This window comes from Muricauda brasiliensis, assembly GCF_003057865.1.
Lineage (GTDB): Bacteria > Bacteroidota > Bacteroidia > Flavobacteriales > Flavobacteriaceae > Flagellimonas > Flagellimonas chongwuensis.
On record NZ_QBTW01000008.1, the window covers coordinates 33,607 to 51,186 of the forward strand.

12 protein-coding genes are annotated in these 17,580 nt (G+C 44.1%); 5 read left to right on the top strand and 7 right to left on the bottom strand.

What is annotated here, in order from left to right; all coding sequences use genetic code 11:
• Positions 1 to 213: 213 nt before the first annotated feature.
• Positions 214 to 1,866 (bottom strand): alkaline phosphatase PafA, encoded by a 1,653-nt coding sequence (gene pafA / locus DCK90_RS05350; protein ID WP_108245161.1) that lies wholly within the window; start codon positions 1,864 to 1,866, stop codon positions 214 to 216.
• 302 nt (positions 1,867 to 2,168) lie between these two features.
• On the opposite strand from pafA, the gene DCK90_RS05355 reads away from it, so the two are divergent.
• Positions 2,169 to 2,930, top strand: coding sequence for a DeoR/GlpR family DNA-binding transcription regulator (locus DCK90_RS05355; RefSeq protein WP_108245162.1), 762 nt, complete (start codon positions 2,169 to 2,171; stop codon positions 2,928 to 2,930).
• Positions 2,931 to 3,044: 114 nt separating this feature from the next.
• A complete protein-coding gene (locus tag DCK90_RS05360; protein ID WP_108245163.1) occupies positions 3,045 to 3,725 on the top strand; it encodes a GDSL-type esterase/lipase family protein in 681 nt (226 codons plus the stop codon).
• A gap of 43 nt (positions 3,726 to 3,768) precedes the next feature.
• On the opposite strand, the gene DCK90_RS05365 is transcribed toward DCK90_RS05360, so the two are convergent.
• The 5 genes from DCK90_RS05365 to DCK90_RS05385 are packed head-to-tail and all read right to left on the bottom strand — an operon-like array spanning position 3,769 to position 12,772.
• Positions 3,769 to 4,578, bottom strand: coding sequence for a glycerophosphodiester phosphodiesterase (locus DCK90_RS05365; protein ID WP_108245164.1), 810 nt, complete (start codon positions 4,576 to 4,578; stop codon positions 3,769 to 3,771).
• A gap of 48 nt (positions 4,579 to 4,626) precedes the next feature.
• On the bottom strand, positions 4,627 to 6,615 hold the full coding sequence (locus tag DCK90_RS05370; RefSeq protein ID WP_108245165.1) for a calcineurin-like phosphoesterase C-terminal domain-containing protein: 1,989 nt from the start codon (positions 6,613 to 6,615) through the stop codon (positions 4,627 to 4,629).
• A gap of 10 nt (positions 6,616 to 6,625) precedes the next feature.
• The gene (locus DCK90_RS05375) at positions 6,626 to 7,855 is read right to left on the bottom strand and encodes a BACON domain-containing protein (RefSeq protein ID WP_108245166.1); all 1,230 of its coding nucleotides are present in this window, start codon (positions 7,853 to 7,855) and stop codon (positions 6,626 to 6,628) included.
• Between the two features lie 39 nt (positions 7,856 to 7,894).
• Complete coding sequence (locus DCK90_RS05380; RefSeq protein WP_108245167.1) at positions 7,895 to 9,460, bottom strand: SusD/RagB family nutrient-binding outer membrane lipoprotein; 1,566 nt, start codon at positions 9,458 to 9,460, stop codon at positions 7,895 to 7,897.
• Between the two features lie 9 nt (positions 9,461 to 9,469).
• A complete protein-coding gene (locus DCK90_RS05385; RefSeq protein WP_108245168.1) occupies positions 9,470 to 12,772 on the bottom strand; it encodes a SusC/RagA family TonB-linked outer membrane protein in 3,303 nt (1,100 codons plus the stop codon).
• Between the two features lie 183 nt (positions 12,773 to 12,955).
• Between DCK90_RS05385 and DCK90_RS05390 the strand changes: the two genes are divergently transcribed.
• From DCK90_RS05390 to DCK90_RS05400, 3 genes are read left to right on the top strand one after another with little or no spacing between them, the layout of a single operon-like run.
• Entirely contained in the window at positions 12,956 to 14,593 is a 1,638-nt protein-coding gene (locus DCK90_RS05390) for a glycerol-3-phosphate dehydrogenase/oxidase (protein ID WP_108245169.1), read from the top strand.
• A 20-nt stretch (positions 14,594 to 14,613) separates the two neighbouring features.
• The gene (gene glpK / locus DCK90_RS05395) at positions 14,614 to 16,107 is read left to right on the top strand and encodes a glycerol kinase GlpK (protein WP_108245170.1); all 1,494 of its coding nucleotides are present in this window, start codon (positions 14,614 to 14,616) and stop codon (positions 16,105 to 16,107) included.
• An 11-nt stretch (positions 16,108 to 16,118) separates the two neighbouring features.
• Complete coding sequence (locus DCK90_RS05400; protein ID WP_108245171.1) at positions 16,119 to 16,853, top strand: MIP/aquaporin family protein; 735 nt, start codon at positions 16,119 to 16,121, stop codon at positions 16,851 to 16,853.
• Between the two features lie 190 nt (positions 16,854 to 17,043).
• Here DCK90_RS05400 and DCK90_RS05405 read toward each other — a convergent pair whose 3' ends face one another.
• Positions 17,044 to 17,580 carry a DUF5712 family protein gene (locus tag DCK90_RS05405; protein WP_199912651.1) on the bottom strand — a complete coding sequence of 179 codons (537 nt, stop codon included), beginning with the start codon at positions 17,578 to 17,580 and terminating at the stop codon, positions 17,044 to 17,046.

Genomic DNA, 17,580 nt, shown 5'->3' on the forward strand with positions numbered 1-17,580 from the left:
CCGATTTGCTTATCGCAATATTAAATATAACCTAATTCCTGATCTCCATTTTCATTGTAATCAAGAGTTGTAACGTTGACATAAACATCCATATGAGCATTCTATAATAAACTGAAATTACCGAACTCGTAAACATGTGAAGGTTTGATATTGATTTTAGAAGAAATAAAAATCTTTTGAAAATTAGTTTGAAAAATTAAAGATTTGACTTAATTATTTAAACAATTCCTCAATAGGCTTCCTATCCGAAGCATCGGGCAAGGGTATATTCAAGAGCATCGATAATGTTGGCGCTATTTGCGTTATAGTGTGCGGAGAAACGCTCAAACCCTTCTTCACTCCCCACCCATACCAGAGCATAGGTACGTGCGTGTCGGTGGCATAGGCTGTTCCATGTGTGGTTCCGTAATCCCTTTGGTCCATCCAGCCAGGAAAGGAGTGCAGGATAATATCCCCGGAATTTTTGGAATTGTATGCATTGCGTACGAATTCGCCAATGGTACTGTTCTCCATATTCCAACTGTGCAAGGTAGGTACAAAAACCTCTTTGATACTGTTTGCACCTTGCAGATATATGGCAGCTTTTTCAAGAAGTTCTCTATTGTCCCTTATTTCCGAAGCCAAATAGACCTGGGTGTTATCGATAAACAAAACACAGTTTTCGACACCGGATTCCTTGGATAGGTATTCGTTCAATCCTTGGCCTATCTTTTGGGGATCATAACTATTGCCTGGAAGCCCTTTTTGTTCCAAGAACCCAGGGTGGTCGCTCGCGGCATGGTCGGCGGTAAGGAAAACTAAATAATTCCCTTTGCCCACAGTTTTGTCCAAATGGGTCAGTAGCTTGGCCAGTTCCCTGTCCAAACGCACATAAGTATCCTCTAGTTCTTTGGAGCGAATCCCAAAATAATGGCCCACATAGTCAGTGCTGGAGTAGCTTAATGCAAGAAAATCCATATCCTTGCCTTTTCCCAATCCTTCTCCATCGATCGTGGCCATGGCCATTTCAGTTACAATTGTATTTCCGAAAGGCACCTCGGCAAGCATAGCAAAATCGCCATTCTGTTTTCTCAGTTTCTTTAAGTCATAGGGAAAAGTACTTTTCTTATTGCCCTTATATATTTTTTCCAAAGGGGAGTCATCAGGGTTACTGTTGCTGTAGCGTTCCATGGTTAAAAAGGGAGTCCATGTCTGGTTCATCAGGGAATCGGACAGCTTTCTTTTGTTAAATTTCACAAGCCAATCCGGTAAGTTCGCTGCATAATACGAACTGCTAATGAAATTGCCGTTTCCCGAATGGTACCAATAGGCATGATCGGCCATATGGCCAGAGGGAAAAATAGCAGACCGATCTTTCAGGGAAACTCCCACGACTTTCGAGCGTCCATTGGTGACCAGTTTCAGTTCATCGGTAATGGTATTGGCCATAAGGTTCTTGGGCGACCTTGAATAGTTTTCCTTTTTGTTACGGTCCATGGAACTTGGGTCGTCTATAAGGGATACTCCCATATCCTCCGCACAATAAACAATTCTATTTTCTTCCCGATCGTACCAGTTATTATTGACAATGCCATGATGGGCAGGTGTTGTCCCTGTATAGATGGAAGAGTGCCCTGCCCCGGTGGTAGTGGGCACATAGTTGTAGTGCATGTTCTTTATATTAAAGCCTTCGCTCATCAACCGTTTGAAACCATCCTCAGTATAATTTTCCTGAAAACGGTATAGGTACTCAGCTCTCATTTGATCCACGACTATGCCCACCACCAATTTTGGCCTTGGCTCTTGTTGGGCAGATGCCATGCTCAGAAAGCATATGGATAAGATGAATGTTTTGGATAAATTAACCATTCTGAAAAAAGATTTCATTTACTTGGGTTTTATTAAAATAAAAAATGGGGTGGCTAAAGGGATTTAATACATGTTATATATGTGCTAATATACTATGAACATCGCTTTCAAACAATATCCTTTTGTTTCTTTTTATTATTTTTACTAACGACAACAACAATCAGGGAAAAACCTGGTACTTTTTTGAATAGCTGAATATGAAACGCTTGTCCTAAAAAATGATTATGGGGCCGATTGGGAATGTCTCAGCAATTGATCCAGAATTTATACCTTTAAGGGATTCTGTCCCATACAGGACAACACTAACTAATCATTATTGAATGAATACGGTAGAACGGCACAAACATATCCTCGAAAAAATTCAACAAGAAGGACAGATCAAGGTTCAATACATTTGTGAGACCATGGATATTTCACCGGTAACGGCAAGAAAGGACCTCAAGTTTTTAGAGGAAAAAGGACTCGTGTACCGAGTACACGGCGGGGCAACATTGATCAATCCATACACCATTGACAAGCACGTTAATGAAAAGGAAAAAATCCATTATGATAAAAAAACCAAAATTGGAGCCGCTGCCGCAAAATTAATCACCCCCAACGATTCCATTCTGATTGCTTCGGGAACTACCGTTTTGGCCCTTGCCAAGAAAATAGTGCCACAAGAACATCTTACGGTCATTACATCAGCACTAAATGTAGCATTGGAATTGAACAATCATTTAGAAATAGAAGTGATACAATTGGGAGGAGTACTTCGAAAACGATCCTCTTCCGTAACTGGACTGTATGCAGAGTCTATTTTACCAGACTTCTCATGTAGTAAATTTTATCTGGGTGTGGATGGTATCGACCTTGATTTTGGACTTACCACTGCCAATGTAATGGAGGCCCACCTAAACAGGGAAATGATCAAGGTTTCCCAAAAAACCATTGTCTTGGCCGACTCCACCAAATTCAGCAAGCGAGGTTTTGGCCGCATCTGTGGCTTTGAGCACATTGATGAAATCATCACCGATCAAGGAATCTCAAAATTCACCCAAAATGCCCTGGAAGAGTACGGGATAAAAGTAACCATAGTTTAAACTTTTTCCTATTATAAAAGCTAATGACCGGATTTTTAAATTCATAAAAATCCTTTTGTTATGTTTCGATAAATTTCCTTATATTTCGATTGCTTTCTATAATTTGATCTAAAAATGAGATTTTCTGTTTTCCAAGCGATTTTTTATACAGCTTTATTTGGTGCCACGAGCGTAATAGCTCAGACTAATAAAATTAACAGGGATTACCGTCCCCGCACCTATGATGTCCAAGTACGCCAGTTCAAAATCTATCCCAATACTTCCGACGATATCATATTTTTGGGCAACAGCATTACAGCACGGGCTCATTGGAACGAGCTCCTACAACTTCCCCAGGCCAGGAACCGGGGAATTTCAGGAGATACCACTTTCGGTATCTTAGAGCGCCTACATGAAGTGACCGAGGGACAACCCGCCCAAATTTTCCTATTGATCGGGATCAACGATATTTCACGGAATTTCCCTGATCAGGAAATTATCCAGAACTATGAGACCATCATCGCCCGCATACAAAAGGAATCGCCAAAAACCAGATTAGTAGTACAGACCATACTTCCCGTTAACAGCAGTTTTGGGGAATATGAAAGACATTACAACAAGGATGAACACATTGCTAAAGTAAATGCAGGAATCAAGCAGTTGGCCGAAACGCATGGCTTGACATTGATAGACCTACACCCCTTGTTCTTGGACGATTCGGGCAGTTTGAAAGCCGAATATACAGATGAAGGCCTGCACCTAAATGAAAAGGGATATTTGCATTGGGCAGAAATCCTACGTCCTTATTTTCAATAAGAACATCGGAATCCTACCCTGAATCAAAAATCAGAATTGCAAATTATTTTTGTGATACCAAAAGGGAAAAGAGCCTCTCTGGTTCATTGGTAGTGATGAAATCGACCTTTTTTTTGATCATATCCATCATGTCTTCCTCTGTATTTACCGTCCATACGTTGACGGTCATGTTTTCCCTGTGTGCCTCTTCGATCCATTCGGGATGATCTCTATAGACTTTGATGTTGTAATCGATGCTAGTATATCCAGACTTCTTGGCTTCGGAAGGCGCTTTGTCCCCATTGAGGTACGCCACTTCGGATCCAGGTGTCAATTCACTGACCAAAACCCCGGCATCAAAATCAAAAGTTATGTACTCCACTTGGGCCTCGCCACCAAGTTGCTGTACCAGGGCGACGGCCTTTTTGGTCAATAGCAAAGTATGTTCCTTGCCCGAGGGCGCTTTTTTGATTTCAAGTATCAACTTGGTCTTCTCTTGGTTGAACCCTTCCTTGAGGTAGGCTTCCAGAGTAGGTATTTTTTCTCCGTTCGGGAGAGAGGCCGATAATAAATCGGCATAATTGGTGCGCTCAATGTCCATTCCCATAAAATCTGGGTCGTGATTTACCACGGGAACACTGTCCAAGGTCATATGTACATCGAACTCGGCCCCATAGCAACCCAACTCGATGGCATGTTTCAATGCGGCAATTGAGTTTTCAGGAAGGCCCTGTGTTTTCCATGCTCCACGGTGTGCAATAACACGGGGGTTGATGTCCACATTTTCTGAACAGGAGATGTTTGAGAACAGGATGGGGAGTATTAAAAATACTCCCCGTCTCACCAATTGAGAACAAATAATTGTAAAATTCATAGTGATTATAGAAATGTTGGTGATTTTTGTTAATGATAATGAACAAAATTAGGTTATGGACGTTGAAAAAGCTTTCGGTCGCTCCATGCTCTGGGCATACACCCTTCCAAATCGGTCGGTTACCTTGATTTCCAATGTAGAGTTGGGTGCCGATGCCTGAACCTTGAACAGGTGGCCAGTTTCACTGGTGGCAAAAGCTCCGGTGGGTTGAGCACCAACATTTAGTCTAAGTGCATCATAGGAAATGATGTGCAAAGGATCCATCATTTTGACCCTAGAGACATCCAAGGACCGTCCGTTCTCGCTTACTTCAATCTGCCATTGGTCATCGTAGCCCCATATATTGATCAAGACCTCATTGTTAAGATTGGGCTGGGCATATGGCCCGGCATATTGCTCCACCTCTCCTTCAGAAGCATTCGGGGCAAACTTTGCAGCTGTAATATGTACCGTGTTCAAATCGTATGCACGGAACTGATAATCGGTATCAAAACCAATACTTTTGTATTGCCACTGCATTTGATCGCCATTGATTTCCCAGATTCCATATCCTCCTGGGCTACCATCCTTACAGATATGGTTCCCGGCATAGCCTTCACGGCCAGTCCACCACCAAGTGGCACAAATGGCCGCAGTATTATGCTCAATGATGCCAAGTTCTTCCTCAACAGTGTAGTTTATATGTGTATGACCGGTAAGGATGTGTACTGTTGAAAACTCCTGTAGGCAAGCCATGAGTTCTGGTGCATTGTCCAATTTATAGGAATTGACTTGATTTCCCATCTCGTCCAATGATGGGTTTTTATAAATCGGGGTGTGCGTTGCTATAACAACAGGGGTGTTCTTATCAGTGATCATGGCCAGGTCTTTTTTCAACCATTCCAGTTGTTCAGCCGCTAAACGCTCTCTATAATTACGACTTCCAACGGTTCCTTGTGAACCGCCCGTGTTTAAATATTCCACATCATCGAGCACCACATAATGGATTTGACCCAGATTAAATGAATAGTAAGTAGGTCCCAAAATATTCCTGTATGGGTCTTCTGCCAAACGATCGTTGGCGAAATAAGGATCATAGTCGTGGTTGCCTATTACATTGAATACTGGGGAATGTAATTGGTTCATGTATGGAATATAATCATTGAGACCAAAACCATTACTGTACCAATAGAGATCCCAGGTCATGTCTCCTAGGGTGAGCACATATACTTTTTTACCTGCTGCAGAATATGAATCAATCATGGCATTCACATCGGGCAGCACCATATTTTGAAACTGTTCCAGATCGTTGTTTCGATTGGCCAAGTGCCAATCGGCCATGGTCAATACCACGTGCTCTGCATTGTCGGTCTCTATCAATGAGAAATCATGCTGTTCTACTGTTGCGGCACTGGTAGTTAGCCGCTTGAAGAATTGGGGCGCATTTCCATTGGCAGGAACTTCGTAGTTCCCTGGCACGGAAATGAATACGAATCCCGATTCTTTATTGGAAGGTAGGTAATAGACACCTTCTTCGTTGGTCATGGCAACTTCATGACCATCGGAAACGACCACGCCGGCCACGCCAACTCCATTACTGAACACGATTCCCTTAACAGTCATCCCCTCAATGTCAGGAATGTCCGAATCGGCAACGATGTTCAATTGTACAGATCCCAGCATCAAGGTTTCTCCATCTCGGGAGAGTACCAAGCGATATCCACCAGAGAGAATGTCAGTGGGCAATATCAAAGCGGCCGATGCTTCCGTGGCAGATCCTATGGAAGAGCTGAATCTTTTGGAATCATCCGAAGTGGAAATCCATTCGATTTGATCACCAACCTTGAATCCTTTTCCTGTAAGGACGACCTCGCTGCCCGCCGAGGCATTGATCACCGGGGGCACGGAGACCCCGATGATGCCCAGGCTATTGTTCGAGGGAACTTCAGTACTATCAGAACTACAGGCAATCAGCCCAAAAAATGGTATATTGAAACTAGTGATCGAGGCAAGGCCACCAATCCCTGTTTTTACAAACTTTCTACGGGTATGTTTCATGTATATCTGCCTAATTGATGATTTCTACTTTAATGTCGTCGATAAAGATCCTGTTCTTGCCCGCTCCTACGCCATTCAGATCAAAGGCTCCTCCAAGAAAACGCAACTGTGTCTCTGCTGTGGCCCCTGTGATGGTAAAAGTGTAAGTACTGCTTTCATCTTCCCATATCAGAACACAATCGGGATCCGTATCATAATCGGGATAGTTGTTCACTGTAAAGGAAGGAACACTGGTGGTCCCTGGACCTACAACACCTACTACGAGATTATTGTCGTCTTGGGTTCCGCCTGCAGTCTCATAAGGAACGGCCTTGAAGGTAACCTGAACCTCGGTAGGCCCATCAAGTTCGGCCAATGGTGGGGAGATGAGGTCTCCACCATAATTGGTCTTGCCCAATTTTACAAACCCTGGTCGTGCATAGACCACTTTTTGGTTGCTGCTGAAGGTGTTCTCGGTACTCGTCCAACCACGGGCCATTTCTTCTTCTGTCCAGCTATCCATTCGTGTTTCACCAGAAGTTGTGTAGAAAATGGTACTGCCGTAGGTAAGCCAACTAAAATCTTCCTCAAGGATAACATTGCCTGCGGACTGTATGATCTCGACCTCTTCGGTGAGCCCATTGGTAGTTGATTGGATGATCAGGGTAGTGCTTCGTTCCAATCCAGTATTTTTTTCGGCGTTCAAGACCAAAGAGTTATCTGTTTGCTCTACCCCGGTTATCCAGCTCTCGTCTGCCAATACATAAGTCCATTCAACATTGGTCTCCAACGAAATGTTCACGGTTCCTTCGGCCGATGGTACGGAAATACCATTCTCACCATCGATGATGGTTATATAAGGCACATTGGCCTCTTGATCGATTCGAAAAAGAACCGGCTGTTCTTCTCCACCGACCACGAATGCAAAATTGGCTGTCCGGCTTTCAAAAGAGTCATTGGGCTCCACATTGAAACTAAAAATACCGTCTTCGTCCCCTTCGTCCGGAAAGGCTTTTGCCCAATCGATGTTCGACTGGGCCACGACCTTCCAATCCCGGTTGGAACGCACGATATATTTTTGGCTGATGCCCTCCACGCTCACAGAAAGAGAGGTAGGGTCTTCCTCGATCATAAAATAAGGGTCTCCGATGCTCCCCTCCCCGTTGTCGTCGTCACAGGATACCGCGACGAAGCAGGAAATAATCAATGCCCAAAAGAACTTTGGGAACGATTTTATTGTAAAAATACCTTTGCTGTACATAATCTTGAGATTTATCAAAATGTTTGGTTTGGCTTTTCTTTATTCAATGGCTTCCTTGCTCCACCATACAGGAGTCTTCATGTTGTTTTCCCCGTTCATACGGCTGATCGCTTCCTGGGCATTCTCTCCATTGGTGGCCATGGTCGTGTTCGGGTAGGCGAATCGGGTGGGCAATATAAAGTCGTTATATATGGCCCCGTCGCCGATGGTAAGTTCAGGATAACCAGTACGTCTATATTCATGGTATGCCTCCATTCCCACCCAGAAGAGGGCAAGGAATTTTTGGTTGCCGATGAGTTCTTCCTTATTATCCAAACTGTCCCATGCAGCTAGGTCCGAGGCTAAGAAAGCGGTGATATCCTCATTGGAAATAGTCACGGGTGTTTCACTATACTGTCCTAAAGGAGCCCATTTTTCAATGGAAGCAGCAATGGCAGATTCATAATATTGACGGGCAGCGGATTCCCCTCCCGGAATCAGGCCTTTAAGGGCTGCTTCGGCAAAGATAAACTGTACTTCGGCGAAGTCCATAAAGAAACCGGGGGCATCGGCACGGCAGAAAACGGCCGCATTGAGCCAAGAAGTCCCTCTGTCCACATCACTTTGTTCAGACTCGGTACAACCAGCAACAGTACCTTTCCATACGAATGGTAAGTTTGGGTCTGTATTTGGGTTTTTCTTTCCGTATATGGCCAATCGGGGATCTTCATAGATTTGTTCGTCACTTTCGTTGGTCAGAACGGTCATCTTGATGAGTTGCTCCGTGAGTTTTCTACCTGAACTGGTAAAGCTTCCCTCATTGGTGTTGTTAAATTCACTGCGATATGGATCATTGCCCGAGAATACCACAGTGGCATTGTCATCATTTGATGTGAAGACAGGATATTTTGATGGGTTGTTCAAAATCTCGGTCATTTTGCTCCCTGAGTTCATGGAACTTCTTCCGCTTACCCTGTTCAATAAGCGCAGGTAAAGGGAATTATTGAACTTACGCCACTGGTCCATGGAACCACCGTACATGCCGTCCAAGGCAGGCTTTATAAAAGTAGGGTTGGTGGCATAGATATCATTGGCTTCCTCCAGTTCAGCGAACATTTGTCTGTACACTTCTTCCTGGGAATCAAACTTCGGCTTGACGACTCCTTCCTCCGAAAGGGCCAGAAAGGCCTCGGAATAGGGAATGTCCCCGAACATATCCGTGAGGTTTGATAAATAAAGGATTTTCAATGTGATAGAAATGGCCTCCAAAGACGGGTCTTCCTGCTCAATACTCAAATCGTGCATGTGCAGGGCGTTATTGGCATATCTTGCATAAAAGTTCCATACGCTCTGCCAGTTGGCATCACTGATAAAGTAGCGGTGCTCCTGGCGGGTGGTACCTCCCGTGAACGCCGTAAACTGAATAAGCTCATTGTTCCAGAACCAGGTGTAGTATTGCCATGCGTTGGCACCGTTGTACAAGAGCGGCTCAAACATGCCACTGGCCTGTATGTCGCCCACTATGGTTCTGTTGGGATCTGTGTTAGTTTCTTCAAAATTGTCGGTACATGCCCAAGCAAGTACCAAAACTCCTATAATAAGTGCTGTTTTTTTCAACGTTTTCATGCTTTATGGTTAGAATGAAAGTTTAACATTTAGACCGTAGGTACGGGTCATTGGAAAAGTCACGGATTCAATACCCATCATGATGTTTGAACCGTTCAACATTCCGGTTTCCGGATCATACTGCGGGAAGTCCGTCAAACAGAATACATTAGTGGCAAATATCCCAAAACTCATGTCTTGAAAAATGCCCATGCTTTCCATTATCTTGCGAGGCATCTGGTAGTCCAGGCGTAGCTCCCTCAACTTCAAGAAATCCGTACTGAAAGTATTCATTTCGGTATTGTTCCTATTCCACATATAGGCATTGTAGTAGGTTTGGATGTTTTCCGTTACCGTTGTATTCTTGGTATAGGAAACGGTACCATCCGTGTTTTCTACTACATTTACTCCTTCGTGGACCAATCCATCATAACGCCCCTCCAAGGAGTTTTTAAGCTTTCCTTGGTAGGAAAGTGCAAAATTGGTTACAGAATAGGCACTTCCGCCCATTTGAGCTGAAAATGATGCGGACAGGGAGAGGTTTTTGTATCTAAAACGCTGTGTCATGCCCCCTCTCCAATCCGGGTTCACTTTTGCAATCTCTCTATCAGGGGACTCATCCAAAACTGGATACCCTTGGGAGTTTACAATATGCATACCGGAGGCATCAACAGTTTCTCCATTTTCATCGATATAGGTGGCACCCTCAGGGGCTCTTTGGAATCCACGTCCATAAATATTGTGCATCTCCCCGCCCAAATAGGAGTAAACATAAACTCTCCCTCCTATGGTCGTACCCATATCGGTCTGCAGAGGCTCCTCTGGATCCCAGCCTTCTTGCAAGCTAACCAAAGTATTATTGTTCTTGGACCAATTGGCATCAAATGACCATTCAAAATCCTTGGTCCGGATTGGAACAAACCCAGCAGCAATCTCAATACCTTCATTGGTGATTTCTCCAGCATTGATTATCCTACCCGTTGCCCCTGTAATTTGATCAACATTCACCGAGACGATTTGATTCGTGGTCGAGGAATAGTACTTGGTAATATCAAAGGACAATCGATTTTTGAAGAACTTGGCCTCAAGACCTACTTCCCAGCTTTCAATGTTTTCAGGCTTAATCAATGGATTTCTGATAGTACCAGGCAGTACATACCCTCCTGGAAAAGAGGTGTTCCCATAGGGCTGGGACAAGGAATAAGCCCCTGTATCATTACCTACGTTGGCCCACGAAAAGCGCAATTTTGTAAAGTCGACCCATGAAGCATTGGTCTGAAAGTCGAATACTTTGTCAAGTAGAACACTGGCCGCCACAGACGGGTAAAAGAAGGACCAATTTCCCGGGGACAAGGTACTGGACCAATCATTACGTGCGGTAACATCCAAAAAATAAGTGTCGTCCCAGCCCAATGACAACATGCCATAAAAACTGTTCACGACCTTTTTGCTCCTGTAATTATAATTGTCCGGATTGACTCCTGTGGGCAGGTTGGTGGTATGGTAGATTCCTTCCTCTCCCAATTGTTCCAAGGTAATCCTGCTGTTGTAATATTCGTTCACCCTATTGTTTCCGCCCACAAAAGCTGAGAGTGTGAACTTTCCATCGGCTATGTCGTTGTTTTCGTAGCGCAACATGAAGTCGTTGTTGTTCTCCAAATAACGTACGGTCTGTTCCCTATAAAAACCATTTTGGTAGTCCGTTGTGTAGAAGGGTCTTCGTTGTGTTCTAAACTCCGTGGACCAGTCCAGACCTGAGCGCAGGTCTAAAGAGAACCCGCTTCCTAGGTCAAAGTTCAGCCCAATGTTTCCAAACACCCTGTTCTTGTCATGAGCACTTAGGGCTTCGTACAAAGTGCGATATGGGTTATATGAATTTGCGGAAGGGAACACCAGTCCCTGTCCGTTTTCACCTTGTGCAGACCAATTCAAGAAATTGTAACGGCCGTCAAAATATTCGTTCTTCCAGTCGTCCATGCTGTTTACATTGAAGCCCCAGATCAAGGCATACATGGGGTTGGACTCATCGTAGCCTCCCCCTGGCATGTTGTCGCTTCTTTTTCGATAGTAGTTGACCTTGGAGTTCAAGGAAATCCAGTCATTGATGGGGGTATTGAACGCCAAGGATACCGATTGACGGTCGAACCCTGTGTTGGGCATGATCCAATCATTTTTAAAATCGGTGATAGAAAGTCGGCTGGAAGTTCCCTCCCCGTTGTTTCCATTGATACTCACCGAATTGATGGTAGTGACGCCCGTACGGAATAGACCAGTGTACCAATCGTCCTGATACACCCATGGCAATTTGGCAAATGTGCCCGTTTCCCAGTTTTTGGAAGCATATAGGTAACGCATCTTGTTTGGGTCGAACCGCTCACCAAAAGTGTACCTAGAATAATGTCTATTTGTTGCTACACCGTCGGGAGCCATATCCTCTGTCAATTCCCAAAGGGAATATGGCTGTTCCCCCATATCGGAACCATTTCCATATTCTGTTTGGAAATCGGGAAAAAAACCAGCCTGTTCAAAACTCACGGTCGAATTTACGGTAATACCCAGTCCCTTTCCTTTTTTGCCGGATTTAGTTGTAATCATAATAGCCCCGTTTGCTGCCCTGGAACCATAAAGTGCTGCTGCTGCAGGTCCCTTTAGTACAGATACAGATTCAATATCCTCTGGGTTGATGTCACTCAGACCATCACCATAATCCACTGGTGCATCGGCCTGGGCATAGTTGCTCACTGCACGTGTAGCGGTCATACCTGAACTTATGGGAACACCATCGACAACTATTAGCGCCTCGTTGCTACCATAATTAAGTGACTGATCGCCCCTGAGCGTTACACGGATGGAACCACTGGGTCCAGATCCCGCTTGGGCAAAAAAGAGCCCTGGAACTTTTCCTGACATACTGTTCAACCAGTTTCCCGACACAGATTTAGTGACCTCCTCACCTTCAACTTTGGCAACGGCATAGCCCAAGGATTTTTCCTCACGGGTAATATTAAGGGCCGTGACAACCACCTCATCAAGTTCGCTAGCATCCTCTTCCAAAGTAATTTCATGAAAAGAACCTAGCCTAGCAGAGATTTCCGATGTTGTATATCCCACATAAGAAATTTCAAGTACGACCACATCCTTGGAAGGAGTTAGGCTAAATTTTCCATCAAAATCGGAAACAACACCATTAGAAGTTCCCTTTTCAACGATTGACGCCCCCGGAAGGGGTACACCGGTTTGATCAACGACCGTTCCCCTAATCAAATTATCCTGCGACCAAGCAGTAAAGGAGAGCAAAATGCATAAGAGCAAATACACATAACTTTTTTTCATTGGATTCCTAAAATTTAGTTTTAGTAGTTGGTTTTAAAAACACACAGTGTTAACGATTACGAAAGTAACAAAAAAAAATAAAAACAAATACCATTTTATCATTTTGTAGAACTTTTTTTTGTCTTTATGTTATTTCAGTGTTGTATTTATGTTATATTTGCTTCGTTTTATTTCCAATTATACATGAAAAAAGAACAAAAGAAAACCTTTTTTGACCGCGAACAATTATTGCACAAAATAGAAACGGAACAGGAAAGTTGGGATATTCTGGTTATTGGCGGAGGAGCCACAGGGCTCGGCGTAGCACTGGATGCTAGTTCACGAGGCTTGAATACCGTACTCTTTGAACAGTCCGATTTTGCCAAGGGAACCTCTAGCCGCAGTACCAAGTTGGCACATGGCGGTGTACGCTATTTGGCTCAAGGAAACATTAAACTGGTTTTTGAGGCATTGCGGGAAAGAGGGCTGATGCTAAAGAACGCACCTCATTTGGTCAATCCACTTTCCTTTATCATTCCTAGTTATCGTTGGTGGGAAAAATATTTTTATGGTATCGGGTTGAAAATTTACGACTGGATGGCTCAAAAATTCAGGATGGGAAATACATCTCTGCTCAAACGTGTTACAGTACTTAGACAGATGGGCAATTTAAACCCCAAGAAACTCAATGGCGGCGTACAGTATTTTGATGGACAGTTCGATGATGCCCGTTTGGCCATCAACCTGGCTCAAACCGCTATTGAGCAAGGAGGGATTTTGCTTAACTATATGAAGGTCGATCGATTGGACAAGGATTCCAAGGGTAAGGTTAGTGGGGTTCAGGTTACTGATACAGAAACAGGAAAAACCTATAGTGTACGGGCCAAAGTTGTAATAAACGCTACGGGTGTTTTTGTGGACGATATCCTTAAAATGGACAGTCCGGATGCTAATCCGCTATTAAAAGTAAGTCAAGGAATTCATTTGGTACTGCCTAAGTCCTTTCTCGATAGCGAACATGCCCTAATGATACCCGCGACAACAGATGGCCGAGTACTTTTTGCCGTTCCGTGGCACAAACATCTTGTTGTAGGCACCACCGATACGCCTTTAAATCGACATCAGTTGGAGCCTAAACCCCTAAAAGAAGAGATAAATTTCATTTTGGATACACTCAAGGATTATCTGAAAGAACCTCCTACGGAAAAAGATGTGCTCAGTGTGTTTGTGGGGCTTAGACCCTTGGTACTTCCAGAGAACAAAGAAGTGGGCACCAAAGAAATATCCAGAGATCACAAACTAAAGGTCACCGCTTCTAAATTAATCACCATCACCGGTGGCAAATGGACCACTTATAGAAAAATGGCCGAGGACACAGTGGACCAAGCGATAGAATTAGGTGATTTATCGACTGGTCCGTGCCAAACACAACGATTGAAAATACATGGATATTCCAAGGAGTCGATACCAGATGACTCATTAAATTTTTATGGGACAGATGCAATTGGGATTGCAAAGCTCAAAAAGGAAAACCCAGATTTGAACCATCCCCTCCATCCCAAATTCTCGTTTACCGCCGCAGAGGTAATTTGGGCGGTTCGCCATGAAATGGCCCGAACGGTTGATGACGTACTGGCCCGCCGATTGCGCATTCTGTTCCTAAATGCCAGAGCAGCTATAGAACTTGCTCCAAAAGTAGCAGTAATTATGGCAGAGGAATTAGGTAAAAACCAAGAATGGGTGGACAATCAAATAAAGGGTTTTCAGAATATTGCAAAAAATTATCTTGTCGATCCGACTGTTGGTGAGATAATCATTTCAAGTAGATTGTACAAGGTATAGTAGAACATAAAATAAATAAAATGCCAAAATATATTCTCGCTCTTGACCAGGGCACCACAAGTTCACGTGCTTTGATCTTCGACCAAAACGGGAAAGCTATCAACATAGCTCAAAAAGAGTTTAGACAGATATTTCCCAAACCGGGATGGGTAGAGCATGATGCCAATGAGGTTTTATCGTCCCAAATAGGTGTGGCCGCTGAAGCGGTTTCAATGTCCAAACTAAAATCAGAAGATATAGCCGCAATAGGCATCACAAACCAAAGGGAAACCACGGTTGTTTGGGATAGAGCAACAGGTGAGCCCATCTACAATGCCATTGTTTGGCAGGATAGGCGTACCTCTGACTATTGCGATGAATTGATTGCCCAAGGGCATGAATCAATGATTCGCGAAAAAACAGGACTTGTCATCGATGCTTATTTCGTTGCAACCAAAGTGCGTTGGATCTTGGACAATGTAGAAGGGGCCCGTGAAAAAGCTGAAGCAGGGCAGTTGGCTCTTGGAACGGTAGATTCTTGGTTGGTATGGAATCTTACCGAAGGTGAAAAACATATTACAGACAGTACCAATGCATCAAGATACCTCCTATATAATATTCATACACTCTCTTGGGATGATGAATTATTGAGCCTTTTCGGCATTCCAAAAGAAATGTTGCCACAGGTTTGTGATTCAAGTGGTGCTTTGGCAGCAACTTCGGGAGCAATATTTGCAAAGAAAATTCCCATCACGGGAATCGCTGGTGATCAACACGCCGCTTTATTTGGGCAAATGTGTACAGAGCCAGGGATGGTTAAGAACACGTATGGCACAGGTTGCTTCATGCTGATGAACATAGGAAACACACCTATAATTTCCAAGAACAAACTCCTAACTACGCTTGCATGGAAAATCGGCGACGAGGTTGTATACGCCCTCGAAGGAAGCATCTTTATTGCTGGTGCAGTCGTACAGTGGTTGCGAGATGGGCTGGGCATTATCCACTCGGCCCCTGAGGTTGAAGACCTTATAAATGAAACCGATGATAATGGCGGGGTCAGTTTTGTTCCGGCATTTACAGGGTTGGGAGCGCCTCATTGGAACCAACATGCTCGCGGAACAATTGTGGGAATAACCCGAGGAACCACATCTGGGCACATTGCTAGGGCAGCTTTGGAAAGCATTGCTTTTCAGACCTACGATGTTCTAAAGGCCATGGAGGCAGATGCCGGCATAAAAATCAAGGAATTAAGAGTTGATGGAGGTGCCACAGCCAACCGTTTTTTAATGCAGTTCCAATCTGATGTGCTGCAATCCGGTATCATTAAACCGGAAACAACTGAGATTACGGCATTGGGAGCGGCATACTTAGCAGGATTGGGTATTGGCCTATGGGACGATGTAGAGGAGATTAAGAGACAATGGAAAGTAAAAACTAAATATAAACCAAACACCAATTTTCGGGTGAAAGAAGCCGTTGGACGATGGCACAAAGCCATTAATACCACCAATTATTGGTCCAACCATAAATAAACCATATCCAAATGACAGCATTTATAGCAGAGATTATCGGAACGTTTTTTCTCATTCTCATGGGAAACGGTGTAGTGGCCAATGTGGTCCTTCAGGAAACTAAAGGAAACAACAGTGGGTGGATCGTGATTACTACCGGTTGGGCCTTAGCGGTATTTATAGGTGTGGTCATTGCCGGCCCATATAGCGGGGCCCACCTTAATCCCGCTGTTTCCATTGGCTTGGCCATGGCGGGAAAATTCTCATGGGAGCTTGTGCCCTCATATACAATGGCACAAATGATCGGTGCCATGTTGGGCAGCTTTTTTGTTTGGGCATTGTACCGCAACCATTATCGGAAAACGGATGACGCAGATGCCAAAAGAGCTACTTTCTGTACTGATCCAGCCATTAGGGATTGGCCATTAAATTTATTGAGTGAAGTAGTAGGTACATTTTCCCTCATTTTTGTCATTTTTTACTTTAGTGATCCCCTTTTGGGTGAAGGTGACATTCAAGCTCCAATAGGTATGGGGTCTTTGGGTGCCGTACCGGTATCCCTCCTAGTGTTTGTGATAGGTCTTGCCCTTGGCGGCACTACCGGTTATGCCATAAATCCGGCACGTGATCTTGGCCCAAGAATAATGCACACCCTACTCCCTATTAGGAGGAAAGGTGGGAGCGATTGGGGTTATTCCTGGATTCCCATAATAGGCCCCGTTATCGGGAGCATTCTTGCTGCTCTATCTCACCTTATCTTATCTTGAAAAGTTCAAATACAATAAAGAATTGAAATATTTTCTCACACTGCTTTAGATATGTTGTATAAAGTACGAATCGGATAATCTCATAGAAAAATAAAGAATTTGCTCTTTTAAAGGTGATATACACACGAGCGAAACCATGTTTCGCGCCGCAAGCGTCCCAAATTCTTACCCCAACTTTTACGCATGGATCCTAACGGTTTTTTGTAGTGTTCCGGTAGATAAGCGTGAAGCAAAAACCCGGTATGGCGCAACCTACTTTTTGGATTTCAGTACCCCATGTCCTCACCTGTGCCTCTTGCCCTCTTGCTTTATTGATACCTCTTCCAAGGGCTTTGATGATCTTGGCCGCCATCTGTACTTTATTTGTCGGTATACTGGGGGCCTTGACCTCTTGGTTGCGATGGAAACTCTTGGCATAGTCCTCCATGAGTTTCCTTGTATATTCCCTTAGCAGATTTGGGTCATTGCCTATGGCCTTAAGCTCCCTTTGGTTGGGACTGACCACTATGGAATAGAATTTCGGGTCTTTCTGCCTCTGTTTGGCCGTATTGGCATCGATTTCTTCAACGACCTTTTCAGGACTTACGCTGTCGTTCTCTTGGTCAAAGAATTCCTCCCTTTGTTCGGGCAATCTGTCCTTGTTTTCCTTTTCCAGATAGTCCACGTAGTTTCCCACACTGGAGTTGTAGGTACTGCCCATTTTCTGTGCTGAGATGGTTAGGTACAT